This window comes from Pseudanabaena cinerea FACHB-1277 (assembly GCF_014696345.1).
GTDB classification, from domain to species: domain Bacteria; phylum Cyanobacteriota; class Cyanobacteriia; order Pseudanabaenales; family Pseudanabaenaceae; genus Pseudanabaena; species Pseudanabaena cinerea.
Genome location: NZ_JACJPY010000009.1, coordinates 76,732 through 99,420, shown reverse-complemented (window position 1 = coordinate 99,420; position 22,689 = coordinate 76,732). Strand labels below are relative to the sequence as shown.

The window sequence follows — 22,689 nt, the reverse complement described above, 5'->3', positions numbered from 1 at the left end:
TCCCTGTTAGATTTAGACCTTACTTCGATTAAATTACACCCTAATTTCCACAAGCTTTGCTCTTACGGCTCTATCTCTGACCAATTTTGTCCGTAGTATTGTTTAAATAATCGGTAATAAAACATCAATAAATTTAATCGCAATAAACGGCGCAATTACTCCCCCCAAGCCGTACAGCAAAATATTTCGCTGCAAGAGTTGATCGGCGGTGAGAGGGCGGAATTTTACACCTTTGAGCGCCAGAGGAATCAGTGCAGGAATGATTAGCGCGTTGTAAATTAAAGCCGAGAGAATGGCGGATTGGGGGCTTTTGAGACCCATGATATTTAACGCGCCAATACCTGATGCAGCAAAGATCGTGGGAATGATCGCGAAATATTTGGCGATGTCATTGGCAATGGAGAAGGTGGTCAATGCGCCGCGAGTGATTAAGAGTTGCTTACCGATCGCCACTAAATCAATTAACTTAGTCGGATCGCTATCCAAATCCACCATATTCGCAGCTTCTTTTGCGGCTTGTGTGCCTGAATTCATAGCAACACCGACATTTGCTTGAGCTAGGGCTGGCGCGTCATTTGTGCCATCACCTGTCATGGCGACTAGTTTGCCCTGAGACTGTTCGCGGCGGATGACTTCGATTTTGTCTTCGGGCGTGGCTTCGGCAATGAAGTCATCAACTCCTGCTTCTTGGGCAATGACGGAGGCGGTAATTTGATTGTCGCCCGTGAGCATAATCGTGCGGACACCCATGCGCCGCAGTTGATCGAAACGTTCACGCAGTCCCGATTTGACGATATCTTTGAGATAGATTACGCCGTAAAGGTCGCCACCCTGACAGATGCCTAAAGGAGTGCCGCCAAGCTTGGATACTTTTTCATAGGCGGTTTCAAATTCTGAGGGAACTTCACCCGATCGCGATCGCACAAAGCCCCGAATCGCATCCACAGCCCCTTTTCGTACTTCTAAATCATCGGGTAAATCTGTGCCACTCATGCGTGTGCGTGCGGAAAAATCAACGCCTTTAGCTTGGTTGCGATCGAACTTAACCACGGCTCCTGATTGTTCCGCTAACTGTACGATGGAACGACCTTCGGGGGTTTCATCAAAGATGCTGGCAGCAAGGGCAACGGTGGCAACTTCCGCAAGCGTATGTCCATTCACAGGGATAAATTCATCGGCGAGGCGATTGCCGAGGGTGATTGTGCCAGTTTTGTCGAGAACGAGAGTATTGATATCGCCGCAAGCCTCAACAGCACGTCCTGATGTGGCAATCACATTAAACTGGGCAACGCGATCCATTCCTGCAATGCCGATCGCACTCAATAAGCCGCCAATCGTGGTGGGAATCAGAGCAACTAATAGGGAAATGAGAATGGCGATCGTGGTGGGGGTATTTACATAATTGGCGATCGGGGTCATCGTGGCAACCACAATTAGAAATACCTGTGTTAGTACGGTTAATAACACCGTTAGGGCAATTTCATTGGGCGTTTTGGTGCGTTCGGCTCCTTCCACAAGGGCGATCATGCGATCGATAAATCCTTGCCCAGGGTCAGCCGAGATCCTGATCGTCAATTCATCGGAAACGACGCGAGTACCACCTGTGACAGAGCTAGAAATATCCGTCCCTGGTTGTTTGAGAACAGGAGCCGATTCCCCTGTAATTGCCGATTCATCGACTGAGGCTAACCCCGCAATCACCTCACCATCGGCAGGAATCATTTCCCCGATCGCTACTTTGATTAAGTCACCACGGCGCAATTCTGTGGAGCTAGTTGGCTCAATGGAGCCATCGGGCAGCACTTTACGGGCGATCGTGTCCGATCGCGTGGTGCGTAATGAGTCGGCTTGGGCTTTACCGCGTCCCTCAGCGATCGCCTCGGCAAAGTTAGCAAACACCACCGTAAAAAAGAGAATAATCGTAATTAATCCATTGAGAATACGCTCTTGATTGGGATCGCCTTTGACATTGCCAAAGAGATTGGGATCAATCGTAACCAGTAAGGTCACAATCGTACCGACCCAGACCATGAACATAACGGGATTACGAACGGCAATTTTAGGATTGAGTTTAAAAAAGGCATCGCGAACGGCTCTCTGATACAGTCCCGCCATCGATGCTTTGGGTGTATGTCTACGGGAATCACGGGTGCTGCCAAGTTCGCGTTTTTGAGAAGATGATGGAGTGTTATTCATAGAGTTTTGAAAATTACTGTTAATTCGTTCCAATCCCTTTTTAGCCGCCTCTGGCGATTAGAAAAGCTTCGGCGATCGGACCTAATGCAAGCACAGGAAAGAACGTCAATGCACCCATCACCACAATCACCCCAGCCGTAACGCTAGTAAAGAGAACCGTATCCGTGCGAAGTGTGCCTGTGGTCATGGCAACGGGCTGTTTACGCGACATTCCATCAGCCAATAGCAACAGGGCAACGATAGGAATATAACGACCTGCTAATAGGCTAACGGATGTACTAAGATTCCACCAAAGCGTGTTATCAGCTAAACCTTCAAAGCCAGAACCATTATTGGCTGCCGCCGAAGCATATTCATAAACCACCTGTGACAGCCCATGAAATCCTGGGTTGCTAATGCCTGCTAACTGTTCGGGAAATGCTAAGGCGATCGCCGCAGGAATGAGAATCGCAATGGGATGCACCAGCAGCAACAAGAAACTGGTTAACACCACTTCATTCTTCTCAATCTTGCGTCCCAGAAATTCAGGGGTTCTGCCCACCATCAGCCCCGTTACAAATACTGCCAAAATAGAATAGGCAAAGAGATAAGCCGTACCTGTGCCTTGTCCACCCCAAATGATTTGCAGAAACATATTTGAGAGGGTGACAAAACCAGCGTTGGGCATAAAGGAATCATGGAGAGAATTAACGGCTCCCGTCATCGTGCCAGTCGTGGTTACAGCAAATAGAGCCGATTGCGCCCAACCAAACCGCACTTCTTTACCTTCTAGGTTAGGGCTTTGTGTGCCGAGCAGAGTATTCACCAAGGGATTTCCTTGATATTCACCAATCCCTGTCACCACAATAAAAGCAACATAGAGAATGAATACCATCCCAAAAAATAGCCATGCTTGCTTGCGACTATTGGCAATCTCGCCATAGGTAAAAATCAAGGCTGACGGTATGGAAATCATCGTCAAAATTTGGAGCAGATTTGTGAAGCCATTGGGATTCTCAAAGGGATGGGCGGAGTTAATCGCAAAGAAGCCACCGCCATTTTCCCCAAGTTGTTTGATAATTTCATAATGTGCCACAGGTCCGATCGAGATCGCCTGACTGATATTTGCATCTTCTAAGGTCGGCACAACGACAGGCGCAGATAGCGTTTCAGGCACACCTGCGGCGATAAAGATAACAGCACCAATAATGCTAATCGGTAAGAGAATGCGGGTAATTGATTTGGTCAAATCCACGTAGAAATTCCCCAGAGATCTACCCGTCAAACCGCGAATAAAGGCAATCCCCACCGCCAACCCTGTTGCTGCGGAAGTAAACATCAAAAACGCTATCCCAAACATTTGTGTTGAGTAACTCAGGGCAGTCTCGCCAGAGTAATGCTGTTGATTGGTATTTGTGATAAAGGAAATCGTGGTATGTAGAGCCAAGTCCCAACTAGGGGCGCGGAGATTTGTCGGGTTAAATGGCAAGACTCCCTGAAACATGAGCAAGGAAAACAGCAAGATTGCCATTGCCAAATTACTGAGTAAAACGGCGCGAGCATATTGCCAACCCGTCATTTGCGATTCGGTATTAATACCACTGAGATTAAAAATTAAGCTCTCCAATGGATTTAAAACTGTTTCTAATATTGTCTTTTGACTTAGAAACACCCTTGCGATATAGCGACCGAAAATCGGGGCGATCGCCACAATCAACAACAGCGTAATTCCTATCTGCACCCATCCTTGTAACATAATGGAAATTCTTCTCTTAAGTTCGATTAAGTGTTAGGAAATTATTCCAACATTCAAAGCATCGATCTATTTCCACAATTTGACAAGGTATATCTTTGCGTTTAGAAAGCCTGAGCTAACGCTTATCTATGTTCTAAGGTTGGTAAAGATTTAATCGTTTAGATGGTGTTTAGAATGTGTTTAGATCAAACTACGCTAATTAGTAATTCACTCATATAGGGACTTGGGTGAAAGCCCTACTTCTAGAGCGAAGCGCTCCAAAACCTCTATCAACTATAACTACACAACTTGATAACTAAAATTGAAGGTTGCCCATTGTTCAACATCTAGCCATAGATTATTACTGATCGCATTAGTAAAGTTGCTACCCAGACTGCTATCGCCACTAAAAATATCTTTAGTGGAAACATCGAGATCATTCAATAAAGATTGGGCAACTTGGAGGGGATTGGCAATGGCAATCAAACCATTAATGGAAGAGGCTTGACGCTGCGATGGTTCTAAACTTTTGGCAACCTGCAATAGGGGCAACCGACTAACCACAACTTGAATGTCGACCAATCCCTTCGGGGCTGAAACTGACCAATTTATGGGCGACTGAGGATAGGGAATGGTCAGAATTTCCGATGGTGCAACGATACCATCGTTAGCGTAGGGAGTTGTGATGAAGTTGGGTGTTAACAGTTTACTACGGGTATCAAAACAGAAAATTCGCACATAAAGGGGGCGATCGCTAAAGTTTTCAATCTGACATTCAAGGCGATCGCCAATACTGATCGGTCTAGTACGGATCATGTTGTTTAGCTGCGAATTAGTGGGGACTAACAGACTACGGGCAGCAGACTTGCTACCCACAATTACAGAGCGATGATCAACACCGATATTAGCCTTGAGAGTTGCCCTGACATCAAGATGTGATGTGGCTTGATTTTCAGTAAGGCGAATTAATTTGGCAGCAAGGAGGCTTTCGAGAAAGGGTTGCAAGCGTTTAATGGCAACACCAACAGATTCACCAACGGAACCAAAGGAACCAAGGATAGGTGTATGCCCAACGGAAAATAGTCCATAACTGGCTGATTGCGCTCCAAATAGGCAATCGGCACATTGCTCATTGGCATTAACCCCAAACATATTTGGCAAGGTTGATAGGGCGCTAGTGGCATCAATGCGTTCAATTTTGCTGAAGCCGCTATCAATGGCAATCGCAAGTTTGACATTGCGGGAAACAGATCTAATCGCCTCTTGCAAAATCATCCCTGTCCTTAATTCAGCTTTGCCAAGGCGATCGCCAATCACTTCGGCTTTTCCTGTGAAACCATTGCGTGACCTTAATTGCAGCCACAAATTATCATCATCTTGCCCATCAGTCGCCACCACTTTGAATATGCCCCCTGCGGCATAGTTACTCAAAACTGCGATCGGTAAACCCGAAAGAGACAGATCGGCGAGGCGGCTATCAATACTGATAGCCGTAACCACAGCATCCCCCCCTATTGATGGAGCCGCAAAATTAGAGAAGTTGGTAACGCTGCTGAAAACGTTGTCTAAAACGGGGTCTAAATTTCTATTACTAACGGTCTTAAGGTCAGCAAACCCTAACATTCCATTCACCTGCTGCTCAATGGTGAGGTTTTGATTATGCAGAGTGCAGCGCTCAAGGGTAGTAGCAATATTCCCCATCACCGTATAGATTGTCGTTGCAGGGCTAATTTGCCACATCTGCTGCACCAGCGCATAGGTAAATGCCCCACTGCTAAACCCAGACCATTGAGCATCCGCACAGAGCATATCCTCTGTTACCGCTTTAAAAGTGATCCCTTTGGGAGCAGATATGGATTCCCATAAATTATCGGGCTGCCAATTTCTTAAACCTTGACGCGATCGCAAGCGGAAATTGCCGATCGCCGACATATTTGGATAATGGAAACCTGCATCGATCACATTAATCAGGCGATCGGTTCCAATTGATTGCAACCATACCTGCCATTCCTGCTCGGTAATGTCCATCAATGCCTTTATATTTGCCGCTTCTGGTAATCCTGCATCCACTGGCAAGAGGGTATTGTACTTACCAAGGCGCGAACCCATCCCACTAAAATGGATCACCACTAAATCTTCTGGCAAAGTTTGGGCGGCTAAATGCTCAGCGATCGCATTGGCAATGTTACTGCGTGTCGCCTCGCGATCAGTAAGCGTGACCACATCCTGTGGCGCAAACCCAAACCGATATACCAATAACTCTCTCTGTAATTGCACATCATTGACACAACCCCGCAATGGCAGCCATCCCAAGCCATCTTCCTTTGCGTCATACTGATTAATACCAATTAAGAGGGCGCGTTTTCTTTGAGTGGCAACACTCAGCTTGCTGGCATAGGTTTCTGCGGCATAGACCACGCGATCACGCAGCAATGACAAGCTCAAGAGACCTGTCAGACCTGCTTGCAAAAATTGTCGTCTTGCAATCCCCATGATGGTACTGTGAATTCCTGTGGTGGTTGACGATCACTCTTTGATGAGTCTTAGTTAATTAAAGCTGATTAGATACCCCGATCCATAACTTATTAGAAAGTTTGCTAGTAATAAATTTCGATAGACGATGGCAAAACTGGAAACCCTTACTTAAAACCGAGAATATTTTTTGGTGTCTAAAGATCTTTGGTCGTCGGGGCTGCTCGGCAAGGCTAATCGCGATATTTTGCGTGTGTTTTTTGTTTGGCGATGAATATGCACACATTGGAAAATTGCTATAGTCTGCTAGAATCAGGTTTGGGTATTACCCATTTTGTTGGGTTATGCCCCACCTGTAGGGAGTTTAGAGTCACGTCACCGCCATGATGCAATCGGAAAATCTTCGTCAACGTGCCGCCGTATTAGGTCTGCAAGTATTTAGCAAGCGCTCAGCAATTCGGCTTGGCATCGTTACGCAAATATGGCTAGATGTCGATCAGAGGCGCGTAATGGGCGTTAGTGTTGCCGAACGCTTCATCCCCGGCACACCCATTGGCATCGGCGACACCTTTTATATGTCCCTTGAAAATATTGACTTATTGGGACCAGATGCGATTTTGGTTGATGATGAGTCAGTGCTTGAAGATGTCTTGATTACCGAGCGCTATACCACCCTAATTAACAATGAGGTCGTCACTGAGTCTGGCGAACCCTTGGGTAAAGTGCGAGATTTTAAATTTGATCCTGAAACGGGCGAATTGCTATTTTTGATCATCGCCTCTGTGGGCAATCCGATCATTCCTGCCACGCTGGTTAGCACCTATGAGCTAGATGTTAATGAAATTATTGCCGTTGGGCGCGATCGCATCATTGTCACCGAGGGCATGGAAGATCGCATGACCCAATTGAGCAAGGGCTTATTAGAGCGTCTTGGCTTGGGCAAAGCCCCTTGGGAAGATGAGTTTGATGACGACTATATGCCCCCCACAACCACGATCCGCGACAATGCCCTCTCCTCTGGTACACGCAGCAGTTACTCGCCACCGCCACAACAGCGCCCCCCCGTTTACCGTCAAGAGCAGTCATGGGATGATGGCGATAATTGGGCTGAAGAAAGAATTCCTGTCAATCAACCGCCCCAACGCCGCCAAGCAAAAGCTGAGATCCGTCCTGAGCCATCACGTCCCATCGTGCCAACGCCGATTAATGACTATGACGATTACGATGATTTTGAGGATGATTACCCTCCCGCCAATAAGTCGGATTTTCGTAATGAAACTCAGAAGCAAATTCTCGATGCTTGGGGCGAAACCAAGATCCCTGATCGCACTAAGCAACGTTTTCCCGAAGAGGAATTTGACGAAATCTAATGCTACCCCGTGATTTACTCAACCATGTTGAAAATAGAGATACCCTCAGTCGCTTACTCGATCTAGGCGATCGCGCTGTGCAAACTTGGGAGGTGGTATGCAGTGATTTTTTATCGCCCCCTGAGATCACGGAAGCGTTGCAGGTATTTAGCAAAATGACCGAAATTCAAGTATTGGCTTGGGGGGGCTATGCACAGGCAGAGCGGCAAAGACTGGCGATCGCCCGTGCCGAAATCCCCCTTGAGCAGTCAATGGTGAGCCTTGCCGCCATATCGATAGCAGGTAACTTTTTGTTTGATGCCGCCAGCCATCGAGACTTTTTGGGCGCATTGTTAGGGACGGGGCTAGAGCGGCAAAAGGTGGGCGATATTAACGTCTTGGGTGAAAAAGGGGCGCAAGCAATTGTAGTGCCTGAATTAGTGGAATATTTGCAGATCCATTTCAATCAGGTGCGGACAGTTCCCGTCAAGATCACCGCGATCGCCCTTGAAGACCTGAAAATTCGTGTCCCTGTCACCAAAGAGCTTACTTCTACCGAAGCATCACTACGTCTCGATGCGATCGCCTCCTTTGGTTTCGGTATGTCCCGCAGCAAAATGGTGGATTTAATCAATGCTGAGGATGTGCGGGTAAATTGGAAAACTGTGTCACAGCCTAGCTATCAAGTAAAAACAGGGGATCTGATTGCCATTCGCGGCAAGGGGCGCGTCACCGTCGGTGAGATCATGATCACCAAAAAAGAACGTTATCGTGTGCAGATGGTCAGAACAACATAAAATACAGCCTATTTAAGGTTGTGGGTAGTGCTAAATAGGTAAGGATGGGCGGCGCTTCGCGCCGCCCATCCTTACCGTATAAATCCTTTCCTTTTTAGGACTACCAAGTTGTGAGTAGTGTAGAAGTATTTCTGGGCTGTTTAGTGAGGGTTAGGGATTGGCGTTGCTATTTTTAGAGAATATCCAAACCTTTAAGAAACTACCACAAAGCATAAAAAAGCTTAAAATTACAGACGCAAGGTTATATAAAAGTTATATTTATATTTTTAAGGCGCATCTATGACGGCGGATGAAGCAGTAGCATTTGTGGAGATGTCGTTAGCGGGGCGCAATCTGTCAAAGGTTGAGCGTTCTGTATTTTTGGGAGTATGGCAGGGATTGTCTTACTCAGAAATTGCCAGAAATACTGGCTATGACGCTGGCTATATCAAATTGGTTAGCCACAAATTATGGCATTTACTAACGGAATTATTTAATGAAAAGGTAACTAAAAGTTCTGTTCAGAATGTTATTCGCCGCCAAATCCAAAGTAAAAATGCGAGTGTCAGTACAGTTTCTAAGGTTCCACCCCACAGCAATAGTCATCAAGACTGGGGCGAAGTGGTCGATGTCACCTTTTTTTATGGGCGCAATGACGAAATTAATATTCTCAAGGACTGGATAGATCGCGAGCGCTGCCGATTGGTGGGGATATTTGGGATGGGGGGCTTGGGCAAAACTGCCCTATCGGTAAAGCTAGCTCAACAATTGCAAGGGCGGTTTGACTTTGTGGTGTGGCGATCGCTGAACAACGCCAAAACCCCTAGCGAAATGCTGTCAACGGTAATTCATTTCCTATCGCAACAACATGAAACTCCAGAGACTGACGATCCTAATGCCCTGATTTCCCGCTTGATGGAATATTTGCAGCGCTATCGCTGTTTGCTAGTGCTAGATAATTTTGAGTCAGTAATGCGCGATGAAGCCCAAGCAGGAGCTTATCGCAAAGATTTTGAGGGCTATGGCTATTTGTTGCGGCGCATTGGCGAGGTGGCACATCGCAGTTGCTTGGTGATCACTAGTCGCGAAATTCCCGAAGAGGTTGCCACCCTTGAGGGAGACATTCTGCCAGTGCGGGCTTTGCGATTAAACGGTCTAGATGAGGGCGCGGCAGAAAGGGTACTTGCATCTAAAGGTATTGCGGCAGATCCTAAGGATTTGCTGCGATTAGTGGATTGGTATCGTGGTAATCCCTTGGCACTAAAAATTGCGGCAACTGCAATTAAGGATCTCTATTCGGGAGATATCAGTCGTTTTTTGGAACAGAAAAGTATTGTTTTTAGTGGTATTGCCGATTTGATCGAGCAGCAGTATCAACGCCTAACGGCTCACGAAAAACAAATTATGATCTGGTTGGCGATTAACCGTGAGCCAGTGCAGCCGCCCGAATTGCGTTCTGATATTGTGCCGACCATTGAGCAGAATTATTTAATGCTCTCTTTACGATCGCTCAAGCGACGATCGCTAGTTGAGCATACCCCTACGGGCTTTACGCAACAGCCTGTAGTTATGGACTTTGTGACTAATCTTTTAGTGGAGCAGATCTATCAAGAGATCACCCAAGAGCATCCCTTGGGCATATTGCCAAGCATTCAATCTAAGCTCAATCGGCAGCTTTTCTATTTGCGGCACTATGCCTTGATCAAAGCTACCGCCAAAGACTACATCCGTCATAGCCAGACAAGGCTAATCCTCAAACCCCTCATCGCTAAGCTTTTGGGGCGGTTGGGCAGTAAGCAAATGGTATCTAAGGAGCTATTTCAGACTCTAGCCGAACTACGTCGCCGTGAGCTACGCCCTGAAGGAGAGCTAAAATCCACCTTTGGCTATGGCGGTGGCAATATTATCAATTTATTGTGCAACCTCAATGTTGATTTAACGGGTACTGACTTCTCCTATTTAGCAATTCGGCAAGCCTATTTAACCGATGTCAAACTCCATCGGGTCAATTTTGCCAAGACTGCCTTGGTGAAGTCAGTATTTGCCGAGGTTATTGGTGGTGTTTTGTCCGTGGCTTTTAGTAAAGATGGCAAGCTGTTGGCGATTGGCGACACCAAAGGGGATATTCATCTCTGGCGCGTAAGTGATGGCAAACCGATCTTGACCTATCGCGGTCATAAGGGCTGGGTGGTTTCTGTGGCTTTTAATCCTGATGGTACGGTTTTAGCGAGTAGCAGTGTCGATCAATCGATTAAATTGTGGGATGTGGAGACGGGTGATTGTTTAAGTACGTTGCAAGGCTATATTGGCGCGGTTATGGCGGCGGTCTTTAGCCCCGATGGCGAGATTTTGGCTAGTGGTCACGCCGATCGCAACGTGAGGTTATGGCGATCAGGTAAGTGCTTCAGGGTTTTGCAAGGGCATGAAGATATTGTTGAGGCGATCGCCTTTAATGCCGATGGCACTTTGCTAGCGAGTGGTAGTGATGATGCCAACGTGAGAATTTGGGATGTGCATACAGGCAGTTGCCTAAAAGTGCTGACGGGACATGAAGATATTATTTGGTCAGTCACCTTTACCCCCCATAGCAATATCCTCGCTAGCGGTAGCGAAGACCGCACGATCAGACTCTGGGATGTAAAAAAAGGTGAATGTAACCAGATTTTATCAGGACATTCCCATACAGTTTTTGCTGCCAGTTTTAGTCATGATGGCTCCACCCTTGCCACAGGTAGCGGCGATCGCACCATTCGCCTCTGGGATCTCAACACCGCCCAATGCTTCAAAACCCTTACAGGGCATAATCATTGGGTCAGATCCGTTGCCTTCCATCCCGATCGCCTGATTTTAGCCAGTAGCAGTGGCGATGAAATGATCAAGCTGTGGGAAATTGAATCAGGACTATGTATCCGCACGTTTCAAGGTCACATCGGGCGATCGTGGTCAGAAATTGGCGGCGACAATCAAACCTCTGGCAATATTGCTAACGAACATTTGCTAAACCTTTGGGAAGTGACATCGGGACAACAGTTTCGGATTTTGCAGGGCTATACCAATGCTGTGCGCTCTGTCACCTTTAACCCAGAACAAACCATAATTGCCAGTGCAGGGGATGACTCAATCATCCGTCTATGGGATACGCAGTCAGGTAAATGTATCCGCTATCTGGATGGTCATGCTGGACGAGTTTGGCAGGTTGCTTTCAGCCCCAGTGGCACAATCTTGGCAAGCTGTGCCGAAGACTGCACGATCAAACTTTGGGATGTTAGTAGTGGCAACTGTCTGGCAACTATTACCGAACATCCCGATCTGGCGAGAACCATTGTGTTTAGCCATGACAGAAAGGTGGTAGCAACGGGCGAAACCAGCAAGGTGATCAAACTAAGAAGTGTCATTACGGGTGAGTGTTTTCGCAGGCTAGAAGGTCATCAGGGGGCGATTTTGGCGATCGCCTTTAGTGACGACGATCGCCAAATTATTAGCAGTAGCCGCGATCGCACCATCAAAATCTGGGATGTGCAGACAGGAGAATGTCTGCAAACCCTTGAACAGAAACACATAACCACCAATATTTCATTTATACCTCTGCATCCCCACATCGCTTTTGGTTGTGGTGAGCGCGAAGTCTTTATCTGGAATATCCAAACGGGAGAGATCACACCTCAGCCGATCAACCATGCAGGCAATACCTTGGCGATCGCTCCTGCCCCCAATGGACAGAATGTCGCTAGTGCGGGCGAGGATGCCACAATTCAAGTATGGAATTGGCAAACCCACGAGATAATCAACAATTTATCAGGACATAGCGGCAAAATCTATGCGATCGCCTTCGCCCCTGACGGCAACCACATTGTCAGTGGCAGCCGCGATGAAACCCTCAAACTCTGGGATCTCAGCACTGGTAAATGTCGCCAAACCTACCGAGAGCCACGCCCCTATGAAGGGCTAAACATCACCGATGCATCAGGGATAACCCCCGCCCAAAAAGCTAAGCTCTTATCACTGGGGGCGATCGAGGAGCAAACATAAAAACCGCATAGCCATTTCATGGCTGTAGCTATTTACGAATTTGGCGCATCAGATTAGCCATCTCGATCGCCGCCATGCCAAACTCCCAACCCTTATTCCCCTTAATGCCTGCCCGCTCCAGCGCCTGCTGCATCGTATCCGTAGTCAATACCCCAAAAATGATTGGCACACCCGTCTGATAAGCAGCAGCAGCCACCCCCTTAGAAACCTCATTTGCCACATAGTCAAAATGCGGCGTGTCACCACGAATCACCGCCCCCAAACAAATCAGTGCATGATAGCGACCTGACACTGCCAACTCCTTAGCCACCATCGGAATCTCCAAACTACCAGGCACCCAAGCATAGTCCACCTGACTGCCAGATTCCGATACATCCACCCCATGCCTTAGCAACGCATCTTGACAACCTTGCAAGAGCTTACCCACGATCAGATCATTAAATCTTGCCGTCACGATCGCAAAGCGTAAACTCTCAGTATTGGTAAAGCTACCTTCAAAAACAGCCATATAATTTTAGTTAAACTTAAGTAAATCCATTAATAGTTTATAGCGCTTTGCACTCAAGCCCAAATCCAGAAAAACACCAAAAGCGCTGCTAAGCAACGCTTTCAATGTTTTTCTAGAGAACTTTTTAATCATTCAATTATTCAATTGAAATTAAAGATTAAGCGACAAAAGCATTGAGAATGCCGATTACAATCACAAATGCCACCCAAATAACGGAACCCAAAAACAATAGGGGCTTGGTTTGATTCCAAGAGCTAGGGGAGGCGTAGGCAACAGGTACACCAATCACAAGGATAAAAGAAAACAGCACGAAGGCGGCTAACAAAAGCTGGAACAAAATAGTCATATGCAAAAACTCCAAGTACTAAAACAAAATATACAAAATATTAAGACATGAAAACAAATTCTTTACATCAAGGTATCAGAAAATGGATCTCTAATTTAGGCGATAAGCTTACAACGCACCTGCGGCAGTGCGATCGAGGATGCCTTCCGATAAATGCGTAGTAATGTTGCAGGACTGCAAAATAGGTTTTCCCGCCGCACCCTGAGGATAGTCAATCACACTTACCCCGCCATTACCCTGCTTAAACACCCAAAACTGCTCAGGCGCAAAGTCAAACAGGAGGCATAAAATCGCTTTATTCACCGCATCATGGGCAACCACCAAAGCCGTCTCACCTGCGGGAACTGACTCCACAATTTTTTGCCAAACGATCGCTACCCGATCCCAAACCTGTTGCAGATTTTCGCCTTCGGGCATCTGTACCGTTTCAGGCTGAGACTGCCACAATGCCAACTGCCCCGCAAATTCCGCCTCAATTTCATGCTCAAACTTGCCCTCCCACAAACCGTGGGAAATCTCCTTGAGTTCATCAAACAGTTCTAGCTTGATGTGAGGATGCTTGTGCAATATTTCTAAAGCTGTATCCTTGGGACGCAACATCGGACTGCTAAAGGCTTTATCAATCTTGACCTTAGCGAGAAATTCGCTAGCACGCCTTGCCTGAGCATGACCATTATTATTGAGCGGTACATCAATCTGACCTTGAAAACGTTTTTGGCGATTCCACTCGGTTTCGCCATGCCGCACCAGCAATAACCGAGCCCCATTATGGTGCTTACGAAGTGGGGGCAGTGGTGAGCCAATGATTTCACTCAAGTGACTGACCAGATTGAGAGACTCTAGCTGCACACCATCACTAATATTTGCCCCTGCAAAATTCAAGACAGAAATCGCACAGTTTGCCTGTTGGATTTTGTGATAGCGATTGATGGGAATGCCGATCGCTGTCGAAATTAGCGCCCGATTGATGCCGCTATGTCCCACCAACAGAATAGTTTTACCCTGATGTTTCGCTAATATTTCTGCCCAAAAAGCTTTCGCCTGCTCAAACAACTCCACAATTGGATAGCGATCGCCCAACAGAAAATTTTCTGGCTCATTGTGCCAAAAATGGTACTGCTCAGGGAAGTTAACCTCAACATCACTTGCTAGCATCGACTCCCATTCACTGAGATCGATCTCTAATAACCCCTCTGCCGAGTCTAATTTCGGCGCATTAAAATTTGCTGACAAAATAATTTGAGCCGTACTCTGAGCGCGAACCAGAGGACTAGCATAGGCAATATCAATATTTAAGTTAGCCAAAGCCTGCCCCGCCAACTTCGCCTGTTGAGTGCCTCTATCAGTCAGCACTGACTGTAGCTCAGGGCGATCGTAATTACCGCGTCCTTGGATTTTGCTCAGGACATTAAAATTAGTCTCGCCGTGACGAACAATAACTACTCTCGTACTCAGAAATTTATCCTCTTTTTGGTAAACTACATTGCAACGCTTTGCGATGACTTAAAACCGAGAAATATCTTTGAAAGCATTGCCGAGGGCTGCTTAAAGATATTTCTGCAACACCTAAAACCTTAGTAAGCTGTAATACAGCGCTTAGGATTGACTTAAAATTGACTTAAACCCGAAAGAAATTTTTGCGTGTTACGGATTCGCCACAATACACAAAAGTTTCTTCGTACTACAATATTTTGCCTAAGACTGCTATAACTAATCTAATCTTAAAATACTATTAAGAAATTGTAGCGCTCAATGCTGCGCTATAATACTACGATAAAAGCAAAATAGGTTTTAGAGATTCTAGCCGTACATACCTAGATACTCTCTGTTTTGCGGGATCAGCGTGCGATTAACGCCTGATCGACTTTTTGAGATAAGCTTACTCACCAAAACTATAAACTTGAGCCATCAAGTACGCTGTTTGACCTTAAGGCTTGAATGCTGTGGGTGAATGGTGTAAGCAAAATTTGGATAGTCTCAATTAATGCCAGCCTAAGAAATAACTTGATCCTCATAACGAAACCCTCAAATAATTTTTATTATTAACTACGACATACTCCATAGCCATGAGTCTCGGACAGGCATAGGGTTTAATTACTACAGACAAGATCTGAAGCGAGTAGCCCATATTTTTTGCAACTGTCATGACAATACTCATGCCAATGTGAAACCTGTCATTCCTATACAAAAATTGGTTTTATGGCTTTCAGGACGCTAATTTTGACATTCTGAAAGCCATAGTCTGAAATTACCAACGCCTTGATATCACAATGTCAGAGCAGACTAATAAACCCTTGCCGAGCTTGGTGCATAGCTAAGGATTTGGGGTTTAACGATAGGCATAGGTTGCAGCCAAATTTTTGGGTTTTGTTTTTGTTGTTTTCGTTGTTGAAATTTTTCTATCCCTCCTTGGAGGTTAGCTGTTAAGGATCTAGACATATTTTTCTGGCTTTTATATAAAAATTTGCAATATCAGTTTCCCAATCTGTAGCCACAGGTTGGTCAAGTCCTAGTTGATTCCGAACTTAATCAGGTGCGGAAATCATGAAAATAGCAGCGCTATTTTTTGAATTGGGGCAGAAATGGCAAAGTTTTTTATACAAAATTGTTGGTGAATCATTTCTTAGGTTGGCTCTTTTGAATCGAATTTGAATTGCAGAAATTCTGAGGAAATTGAATGCCAAAGCAAATAATTATTGCCGAGCAGTATCGTATTGCTGCTGTGTTTAGTGAAGATCAAATTGAAGAAATTGTCGTTGCCGCAGGGACGCACCAAGTCGGGGATGTGTACTTGGGTGTGGTCGAAAATGTTTTAACTAGCATTGATGCCGCCTTTGTAAATATTGGTGATGGCGACCGCAATGGATTTATTCACATTACCGATTTGGGCCCTTTAAAAATGCGGCGATCGTCTGGCTCGATCAGCGATCTGGTCACGCCGCACCAACGTGTTTTGGTGCAGGTGATGAAGGAGCCAACGGGCAACAAAGGTCCCCGTTTGACGGGCAACATCTCGTTGCCAGGGCGCTATGTGGTGTTGCTGCCCTTTGGTCGTGGGGTCAACCTATCCCGACGCATCCGCAGTGAAGCAGAGCGCAACCGTCTCCGCGCTCTAGCAATTTTGATCAAACCTGCGGGTATGGGTATGTTGGTGCGGACTGAGGCGGATGGTATGCCTGAAGAGCAAATCATTGAGGACTTAGATAATTTGCAACGTCAGTGGGAGTCGATCCAGCAGGATGTGGCAACTACTCGCCAACCGACATTGCTTGATCGCGAACGGGATTTTGTGCAGAGGGTATTGCGCGATCTCTATAGCACAGAGGTCAACCGCATTGTTACGGACACCAATGATGGTCTGCGCCGTATTAAGCAACATTTGCTCAATTGGGGCGATGGCAAAATCCCCAGTGGCTTAATGCTGGACAGCCATCGTGAACGCACCCCGATTTTAGAATATTTTCGGGTAAACGCTGGTATCCGTGAGGCACTCAAGCCAAGGGTAGATCTGCCTAGTGGTGGCTATATCATTATTCAGCCCACCGAGGCATTGACCGTAATTGATGTTAATTCTGGGTCTTTCACAAAGTCCCAAACTTCACGGGAGACGGTGCTATGGACTAATTGCGAAGCGGCGGTGGAAATAGCCCGTCAGATTCGTCTGCGAAATATTGCAGGGGTGATCGTGGTGGATTTCATTGATATGGATACGCGCCGCGATCAACAGCAACTATTGGAATATTTCAATAAGGCGCTCAGGGCTGATAAGTCTCGTCCCCAAATTGCTCAACTGACGGAGTTGGGCTTAGTGGAGCTAACCCGCAAGCGGCAGGGTCAGAGTATCTATGAGCTATTTGGTCGTCCCTGTGTTGCCTGTGGTGGTCTAGGTCATTTAGTGCATTTGCCAGGGGAGTCGGTAGGACAACCTGTGGATGCTAGTGCTAGGGCTTGGGAAGCAAAGCAATCGAATCAATTGGATTTTTCCCCTGAGTTTGAGGATGGTGATTCTGAGCTTGGTGGTGGTCTGGAGCCAAATTTGGTGAATCACCCTAGTTACCAAGAGCGTAGCCATGTGCGGCGGCGCAGTAAGAGGGCGACCCTTAAGGAATCGCGAGATGGCGATCGCCCATTTGTGGAGGCGCGATCGCCCCGTCCTGATGTGCGCTTTGAGCCAAGGGTTGAGAGAGAGACGGAGCGCATTGTTCCTGCTAAGCTAACCCTACCTAGCATTGCGCCTGTGAATAGTCCGGTGGCTAACGCTGTGGGCAGTCAACCAACTAACGCCCCTACGACTCCACCCACTACAGCACCTATCAATACAGTAACTACATCCCGCCAAGTAAATGTACCTGCGGCGGCGACTGTTGAAGTGGCAGCGACAACTCCTAGCCCTGAGATTTTGCCAGAGCGCCCTAACAAGCGTGAAGTGCGGACTAAAGTGGTGGAGCCTCCAGAATTAATTGTGGTGGAAATGACTGAAGAGGAGCAGGATGTCTATTCGTTAATTGGCGTTTCGCCATTGGTTCTCGTTGATCGTGAAATTAAAGATCCGCGCAATGTCATTGTCACTGTGGCACTGCCAGGGCAGCCACCGCGTCCTGCCAATGCGATCGGTGTTGGTTTTAGAACTAGGAGTGATAGCGGACATAATGGCGTGGTTGGGATGGGCGATCTTGATCGTGGTGGACATCGTGAACCCCATAATGACCTTCACAATGATGCAAGTGCTGATACAAATATTGAGGCAAATGCCAAGGCAGATGCCAGTACGAATGATGGGAGCAACATTGACGCTAATGCGGCGATCGCTGCGCCTAGTGCTGGCAATGAGTTACCTAAGGTCGTGACATCTGAATTAGAGCCAACCCTGATTACTAATCAAAATATTGGGTCTTATGTTGCAAACGTTAACTTAGGTGCTAATCCAGAGTCAGCAACTAAAGTAGCCTTGTCTCAGCCTGCTTCGGTTGAGGATCTGCCAACTGTTGATCCTGTGATCAGCCCACCCAAAGCTATGAACAGCAATGGCTTGATCTTGAAGGCGCACCGCATGCCCAAGGTGGATACTGGCGAGATTGGTGGCATTGATGGCGATCGCAGCAGACCAGAAATTGTAGAAGTGCTAAACAACGTACCCATCCAATCGCCCGAAGCGTCACGCCGTAAGCGATCATCTGCTTCTTGAGGCATTGCCTATAAATACCTTGTAAACACCTTAAAAGCCCTGCTAAGCAGGGCTTTTAAGTTTTCATAACACCAAATCAATTTCTAACTTTTTGAGGTTAATCGCATAGATCCTATGTCCTGATTTGTCGGTGACAGCGATCGCTAATAAACTATGCTCAATCGGTGCGATCGCTGTCACTTCACCTTCAACAATCAAATTATTAAGATTATTACCGCGCAGATCTAGAAAAATCAGCATTGTTTTTTGATCAGCCCCAAGCTGACAATCCTCATATTTTGCGGTCAGGGCATAACCCCAGATTGTTGCTGTCATCAGCAACACTTCATGCTCAAGGGGAATCCGCAGCAAGCGATAGGGTTTTACATCTAGCAAATAAATATTTTTGCGATTATGTGCATCCCGCAAAAGGACGCGATTGCTGCTAAACGTGGCAATCCCATAATCTACTAATATTGGTAATGCTAGACGATACAGAATATTGCACCGCCGTGAAATTATGATCGCCCGACTCTCATTACTATCAGGTCTATTGGCGATGCCCAATAATAGGTGACGGTCAAAGGCAATAATGCAACTAAAACTTCTGGAGGCAAACTCAAGGCGCATTGCACGGTTATAAACCAAATTGCGGATCTCCAACTGCTTGCCTGTGGTCACAGCCAACCAATCTGCATGGGGAGAGACTGCCCATAGGAAAGGCAATGGTGATTGATAAAGTGCCTTGGGTTTACCCTGCACAAACTGATAAATAGAACGATTCGTAATCACAAATAATAAATTTTTGATAAAAGCGATCGCCTCAATGCGATGTTCCGACCGTACTACCAGCTTTTCCTGCTCAAAATCTAAATTGTGCCAATACAGCAATAAATCTGAGGTGCTGTAGCAATGGGACTTTTCGCCACCAGCGATCGCTGTCACCCGATCAGTCATTGACTTTTGAGCAAAATATGGAGACTTACTGGCAAATGCGGTGGTCGTACAAGTTGCTGCATCCTGTCCCATTTTGATGTGATTGAGATCAACTGACCGCATTACCTGCAAAAGCTCTAACCGCATCTCTGCTGCCGAGGTATAACGTCGTTTTGGTAACTTTTCTAGGGATTTTGTAATAATCAGTTGCAGCGATCGGGGTAAAGAGTCAGGTATTGGCACTCGGCTATTTAAATGGGCATTCATCAACTCTGTGGGCATCCCCGAAAAAGGACGCTTACCCATTAACAGCTCATAGAGCATAATTCCCACCGCATAAAGGTCAGAGCTGACAGAAAACTGTCCATAAAACCTTTCAGGAGCCATATAACCAGGCGAACCTGTATTACTACCATCAGAATCAATCTCCTGACTAAGACGCGCAATCCCAAAATCAGAAATCTTTGCCATCCATCCCTGCGCCGTAATCTTCAGCAAAATATTTTCAGGCTTGATGTCACAATGAATAATATTCGCGGCGTGGGCATGCTCTAATCCCACCAAGACATCGATGATCAAATCAAAACACTGGTAAATGGATAGTGTGCGCGAGTGATTCATCAAATCGCGCAGAGTGCCGCCCTCACAGTAGTCCATCACCAGATAGCGATAGTTGTGGTGATGTACCAGAGCTGAGCAAGACACAATGTTTTCATGCTGCAAGCTCAATAAAAAACGCAACTCCCTCAATAATTTGCTAGTGGGAAAGCGCTTATTTTCCAATTCCTTGAGGGCAACTAATTTCCCCGTTTCCCTAATCCTTGCACACAAAACCTTGCCAAATTGTCCTCTGCCAACTAGACCCAAAATGCGATATTTAGAAAATTGTGGGGAAAACTTTGCGTTCATATCTCATTATGAAACCAGTTTTGAGTATGTCAGTATCTTGCTTATAGCAGTGCTTAACATTTCGTTGCAAAACATCTGGCTAGAAGTCCAAGAATTGTCGATATCATAGTAAAAAGCGATATATAAAACGTAATATTTCTTAGATAAATTTCTAGACAAAACCTATGAGTCAAGCCTCCGCATCCGCCGATGTCCCCAGCATGGGTCGCCGCCAATTTATGAACCTTATTTTAGGGGGTTCTGCTGCTGTAACTACCCTTGGCGCTATTTATCCCGTAGCTGCATACTTTGTGCCCCCTTCCCGTGGAGGCGCTGGTGGTGGTGTAGCCGCTAAGGATGCCCTTGGTAAAGACATTACTGCTTCCGCCTTTTTAGCCAGTCATCAGGCAGGCGATCGCGAGCTTGCCCAAGGACTCAAAGGCGACCCCACCTACATTGTCGTCACCGACAACAAAGAAATTGCCTCCTACGGACTCAATGCTGTTTGCACCCACCTTGGCTGTGTTGTCCCTTGGAATGCCGCAGAAAATAAGTTCATCTGCCCATGCCACGGATCTCAATACAATAATGAAGGTAAAGTCGTGCGTGGTCCTGCGCCCTTGTCCCTTGCCCTTGCCCATGCCACAGTCGAAGATGACGTAGTACAGTTCAGCACTTGGACAGAAACCGACTTCCGTACCAACGAAGCTCCTTGGTGGTCTTAATTTCTTGAGTTAATCTTTAATTAACCGACAGTAAGGCGCTGCAAATTAAAAATTTGCCCAAAAACCGCTCCAAAAATTGCATTTAAATCACATTTGAACTCATACATGAAAACAGTTTTGCTGCGTACCGATCGCTTACTAACCAATATTGGTTTATGCCTAATTGCTAGTCTCGCCTTAATACTTAGCCTCAACAGCCAACCAGCGATGGCTTACCCTTACTTTGCTCAAGAGGCTTATCAGAATCCCCGCGAAGCCACTGGCAAAATTGTTTGCGCCAACTGCCACCTTGCCCAAAAAGGGATCGAACTAGAGCTACCCCAAGCAGTGTTACCTGACACCGTATTTGAGGCAGTGGTCAAGCTCCCCTATGACCATAGTTTGCAACAGGTAACTGCCGATGGTAGTAAGTCTGGGTTAAACGTTGGTGCAGTTTTAGTACTGCCTGAAGGTTTTAAAATTGCTCCTGAAGAGCGGCTATCAGAAGAGCTTAAGGAAAAGCTCAAAGATACTTACTACCAACCCTACAGCGATACCCAAGAAAATATCGTTCTTGTTGGTCCTGTAGATGGTGAAGAATATCCTGAAATTATTTTCCCCGTTTTATCCCCCGATCCTGCAAAGGACAAGAACGTTCATTTCTTAAAATATGCTGTCCATGCTGGTGGTAATCGCGGGCGCGGTCAAGTCTATCCCACTGGCGAAAAGAGCAATAATAACGAATACACCTCCTCCGTATCTGGTCTAGTTACCCAAATCAGCCCGATCGCCCCTGACGAAGAAGAAGGTACGTATGGCGGTTATGAAATCTCCGTACAAACCACCGATGGCAGCATTGCGGTGGAAAAAGTGCCTGCTGGTGCAACCTTAGTGGTTGAGCCTGGTAGTGAGGTTAAGGTTGGTTCTGCTCTGACCACTAATCCTAATGTTGGCGGCTTTGGTCAGCATGATGGCGAAATCGTGTTACAAGACCCTCGCCGTATCCAGTGGTTACTAGCTTTCTTCGCTTCTGTAATTGTTACCCAAATTCTATTGGTTTTGAAGAAGAAGCAAGTCGAAAAAGTTCAAGCTGCGGAAATGAATTTCTAAGCAACTGTGATGAGAGCCTGTTTGCAAAGACTTGACTTTTGTTAAAAACATAGAACTTACGCAAAATAACTCGAAACACTGATTATAGGGTAGGGACAATTCATGAATTGCCCCTACCCTTGTCTATTTTGCGTCAGTCCTAAAATGTATCCCTATTAATCTGATTTAACTAGCTTTGCATGATCCCAGCGATAGCGATCGCATTGCTTTGAGATTGAGTATTAAGTGGCGGGGGGATCGCTTTTTGATGACATCCGATTGAGGCGATCGCTTTTTGATAGATATTTTAGAGTAGGACTTACGCAGAATGACCGCAAGTAGGAGCAGTTTATGAATTGCCCCTAGGCTAGAATCATGATCTCAAGCTCTCTTGCGTAAGTCCTATTTATTTAAGTAGCTCACCATAATTTAGACCTAAAACCAAAAGTTGTCCTGATCGCCTAGCGATCGGGACGGCTTGCTAGGATTCCATTGGTGAAAGGTAAAAGGCAAAAGGT

General features: G+C 46.3%; 13 protein-coding genes and 1 pseudogene. 6 read left to right on the top strand and 8 right to left on the bottom strand.

From position 1 onward, the window contains the following. Window positions 1-102: 102 nt before the first annotated feature. The 3 genes from kdpB to H6F44_RS05215 all read right to left on the bottom strand — a co-directional run bounded on the left by kdpB (window position 103) and on the right by H6F44_RS05215 (window position 6,403). The gene (gene kdpB, locus H6F44_RS05225) at window positions 103-2,196 is read right to left on the bottom strand and encodes a potassium-transporting ATPase subunit KdpB (protein ID WP_190349895.1); all 2,094 of its coding nucleotides are present in this window, start codon (window positions 2,194-2,196) and stop codon (window positions 103-105) included. 40 nt (window positions 2,197-2,236) lie between these two features. Further along, complete coding sequence (gene kdpA, locus H6F44_RS05220) at window positions 2,237-3,931, bottom strand: potassium-transporting ATPase subunit KdpA (RefSeq protein ID WP_190349894.1); 1,695 nt, start codon at window positions 3,929-3,931, stop codon at window positions 2,237-2,239. 279 nt (window positions 3,932-4,210) lie between these two features. After that, window positions 4,211-6,403: a caspase family protein gene (locus H6F44_RS05215; RefSeq protein WP_190349893.1), complete on the bottom strand. Its 2,193-nt coding sequence runs from the start codon at window positions 6,401-6,403 to the stop codon at window positions 4,211-4,213. A 362-nt stretch (window positions 6,404-6,765) separates the two neighbouring features. Here H6F44_RS05215 and H6F44_RS05210 point away from each other — a divergent pair, with 362 nt between their 5' ends. From H6F44_RS05210 to H6F44_RS05200, 3 genes are all read left to right on the top strand, one after another. After that, window positions 6,766-7,752, top strand: a complete 987-nt coding sequence (locus H6F44_RS05210; RefSeq protein ID WP_190349892.1) for a PRC-barrel domain-containing protein — start codon at window positions 6,766-6,768, stop codon at window positions 7,750-7,752. Next, the gene (locus H6F44_RS05205; RefSeq protein WP_190349891.1) at window positions 7,752-8,528 is read left to right on the top strand and encodes a photosystem II S4 domain protein; all 777 of its coding nucleotides are present in this window, start codon (window positions 7,752-7,754) and stop codon (window positions 8,526-8,528) included. The genes H6F44_RS05210 and H6F44_RS05205 overlap by 1 nt, the downstream gene beginning before the upstream one ends. Window positions 8,529-8,807: 279 nt before the next feature. Next, a complete protein-coding gene (locus H6F44_RS05200) occupies window positions 8,808-12,536 on the top strand; it encodes a WD40 repeat domain-containing protein (RefSeq protein ID WP_190349890.1) in 3,729 nt (1,242 codons plus the stop codon). 34 nt (window positions 12,537-12,570) lie between these two features. Here the strand turns inward: H6F44_RS05200 and ribH are convergent. The 4 genes and pseudogenes from ribH to H6F44_RS22950 form a co-directional block, all read right to left on the bottom strand. Further along, window positions 12,571-13,044: pseudogene (gene ribH, locus H6F44_RS05195) on the bottom strand (6,7-dimethyl-8-ribityllumazine synthase); the annotation flags it as partial. A 157-nt stretch (window positions 13,045-13,201) separates the two neighbouring features. Continuing rightward, window positions 13,202-13,390 carry a photosystem II reaction center protein PsbZ gene (psbZ, locus tag H6F44_RS05190; protein ID WP_190349888.1) on the bottom strand — a complete coding sequence of 63 codons (189 nt, stop codon included), beginning with the start codon at window positions 13,388-13,390 and terminating at the stop codon, window positions 13,202-13,204. A gap of 108 nt (window positions 13,391-13,498) precedes the next feature. Continuing rightward, window positions 13,499-14,845, bottom strand: a complete 1,347-nt coding sequence (locus H6F44_RS05185) for a histidine phosphatase family protein (protein ID WP_190349903.1) — start codon at window positions 14,843-14,845, stop codon at window positions 13,499-13,501. Window positions 14,846-15,673: 828 nt separating this feature from the next. Beyond that, complete coding sequence (locus H6F44_RS22950; RefSeq protein WP_206754441.1) at window positions 15,674-15,829, bottom strand: hypothetical protein; 156 nt, start codon at window positions 15,827-15,829, stop codon at window positions 15,674-15,676. A 238-nt stretch (window positions 15,830-16,067) separates the two neighbouring features. On the opposite strand from H6F44_RS22950, the gene H6F44_RS23090 reads away from it, so the two are divergent. Continuing rightward, window positions 16,068-18,575 carry an Rne/Rng family ribonuclease gene (locus tag H6F44_RS23090; protein ID WP_242016445.1) on the top strand — a complete coding sequence of 836 codons (2,508 nt, stop codon included), beginning with the start codon at window positions 16,068-16,070 and terminating at the stop codon, window positions 18,573-18,575. A gap of 63 nt (window positions 18,576-18,638) precedes the next feature. Here the strand turns inward: H6F44_RS23090 and H6F44_RS05175 are convergent, their stop codons facing one another. Further along, on the bottom strand, window positions 18,639-20,399 hold the full coding sequence (locus H6F44_RS05175) for a serine/threonine protein kinase (RefSeq protein WP_190349887.1): 1,761 nt from the start codon (window positions 20,397-20,399) through the stop codon (window positions 18,639-18,641). A gap of 164 nt (window positions 20,400-20,563) precedes the next feature. Between H6F44_RS05175 and petC the strand changes: the two genes are divergently transcribed. Together petC and H6F44_RS05165 are read left to right on the top strand one after the other, a co-directional pair. After that, window positions 20,564-21,103 (top strand): cytochrome b6-f complex iron-sulfur subunit, encoded by a 540-nt coding sequence (petC, locus tag H6F44_RS05170; RefSeq protein WP_190349886.1) that lies wholly within the window; start codon window positions 20,564-20,566, stop codon window positions 21,101-21,103. A 105-nt stretch (window positions 21,104-21,208) separates the two neighbouring features. Continuing rightward, window positions 21,209-22,192, top strand: a complete 984-nt coding sequence (locus H6F44_RS05165) for an apocytochrome f (protein ID WP_190349885.1) — start codon at window positions 21,209-21,211, stop codon at window positions 22,190-22,192. The last annotated feature ends 497 nt before the right edge of the window (window positions 22,193-22,689 follow it).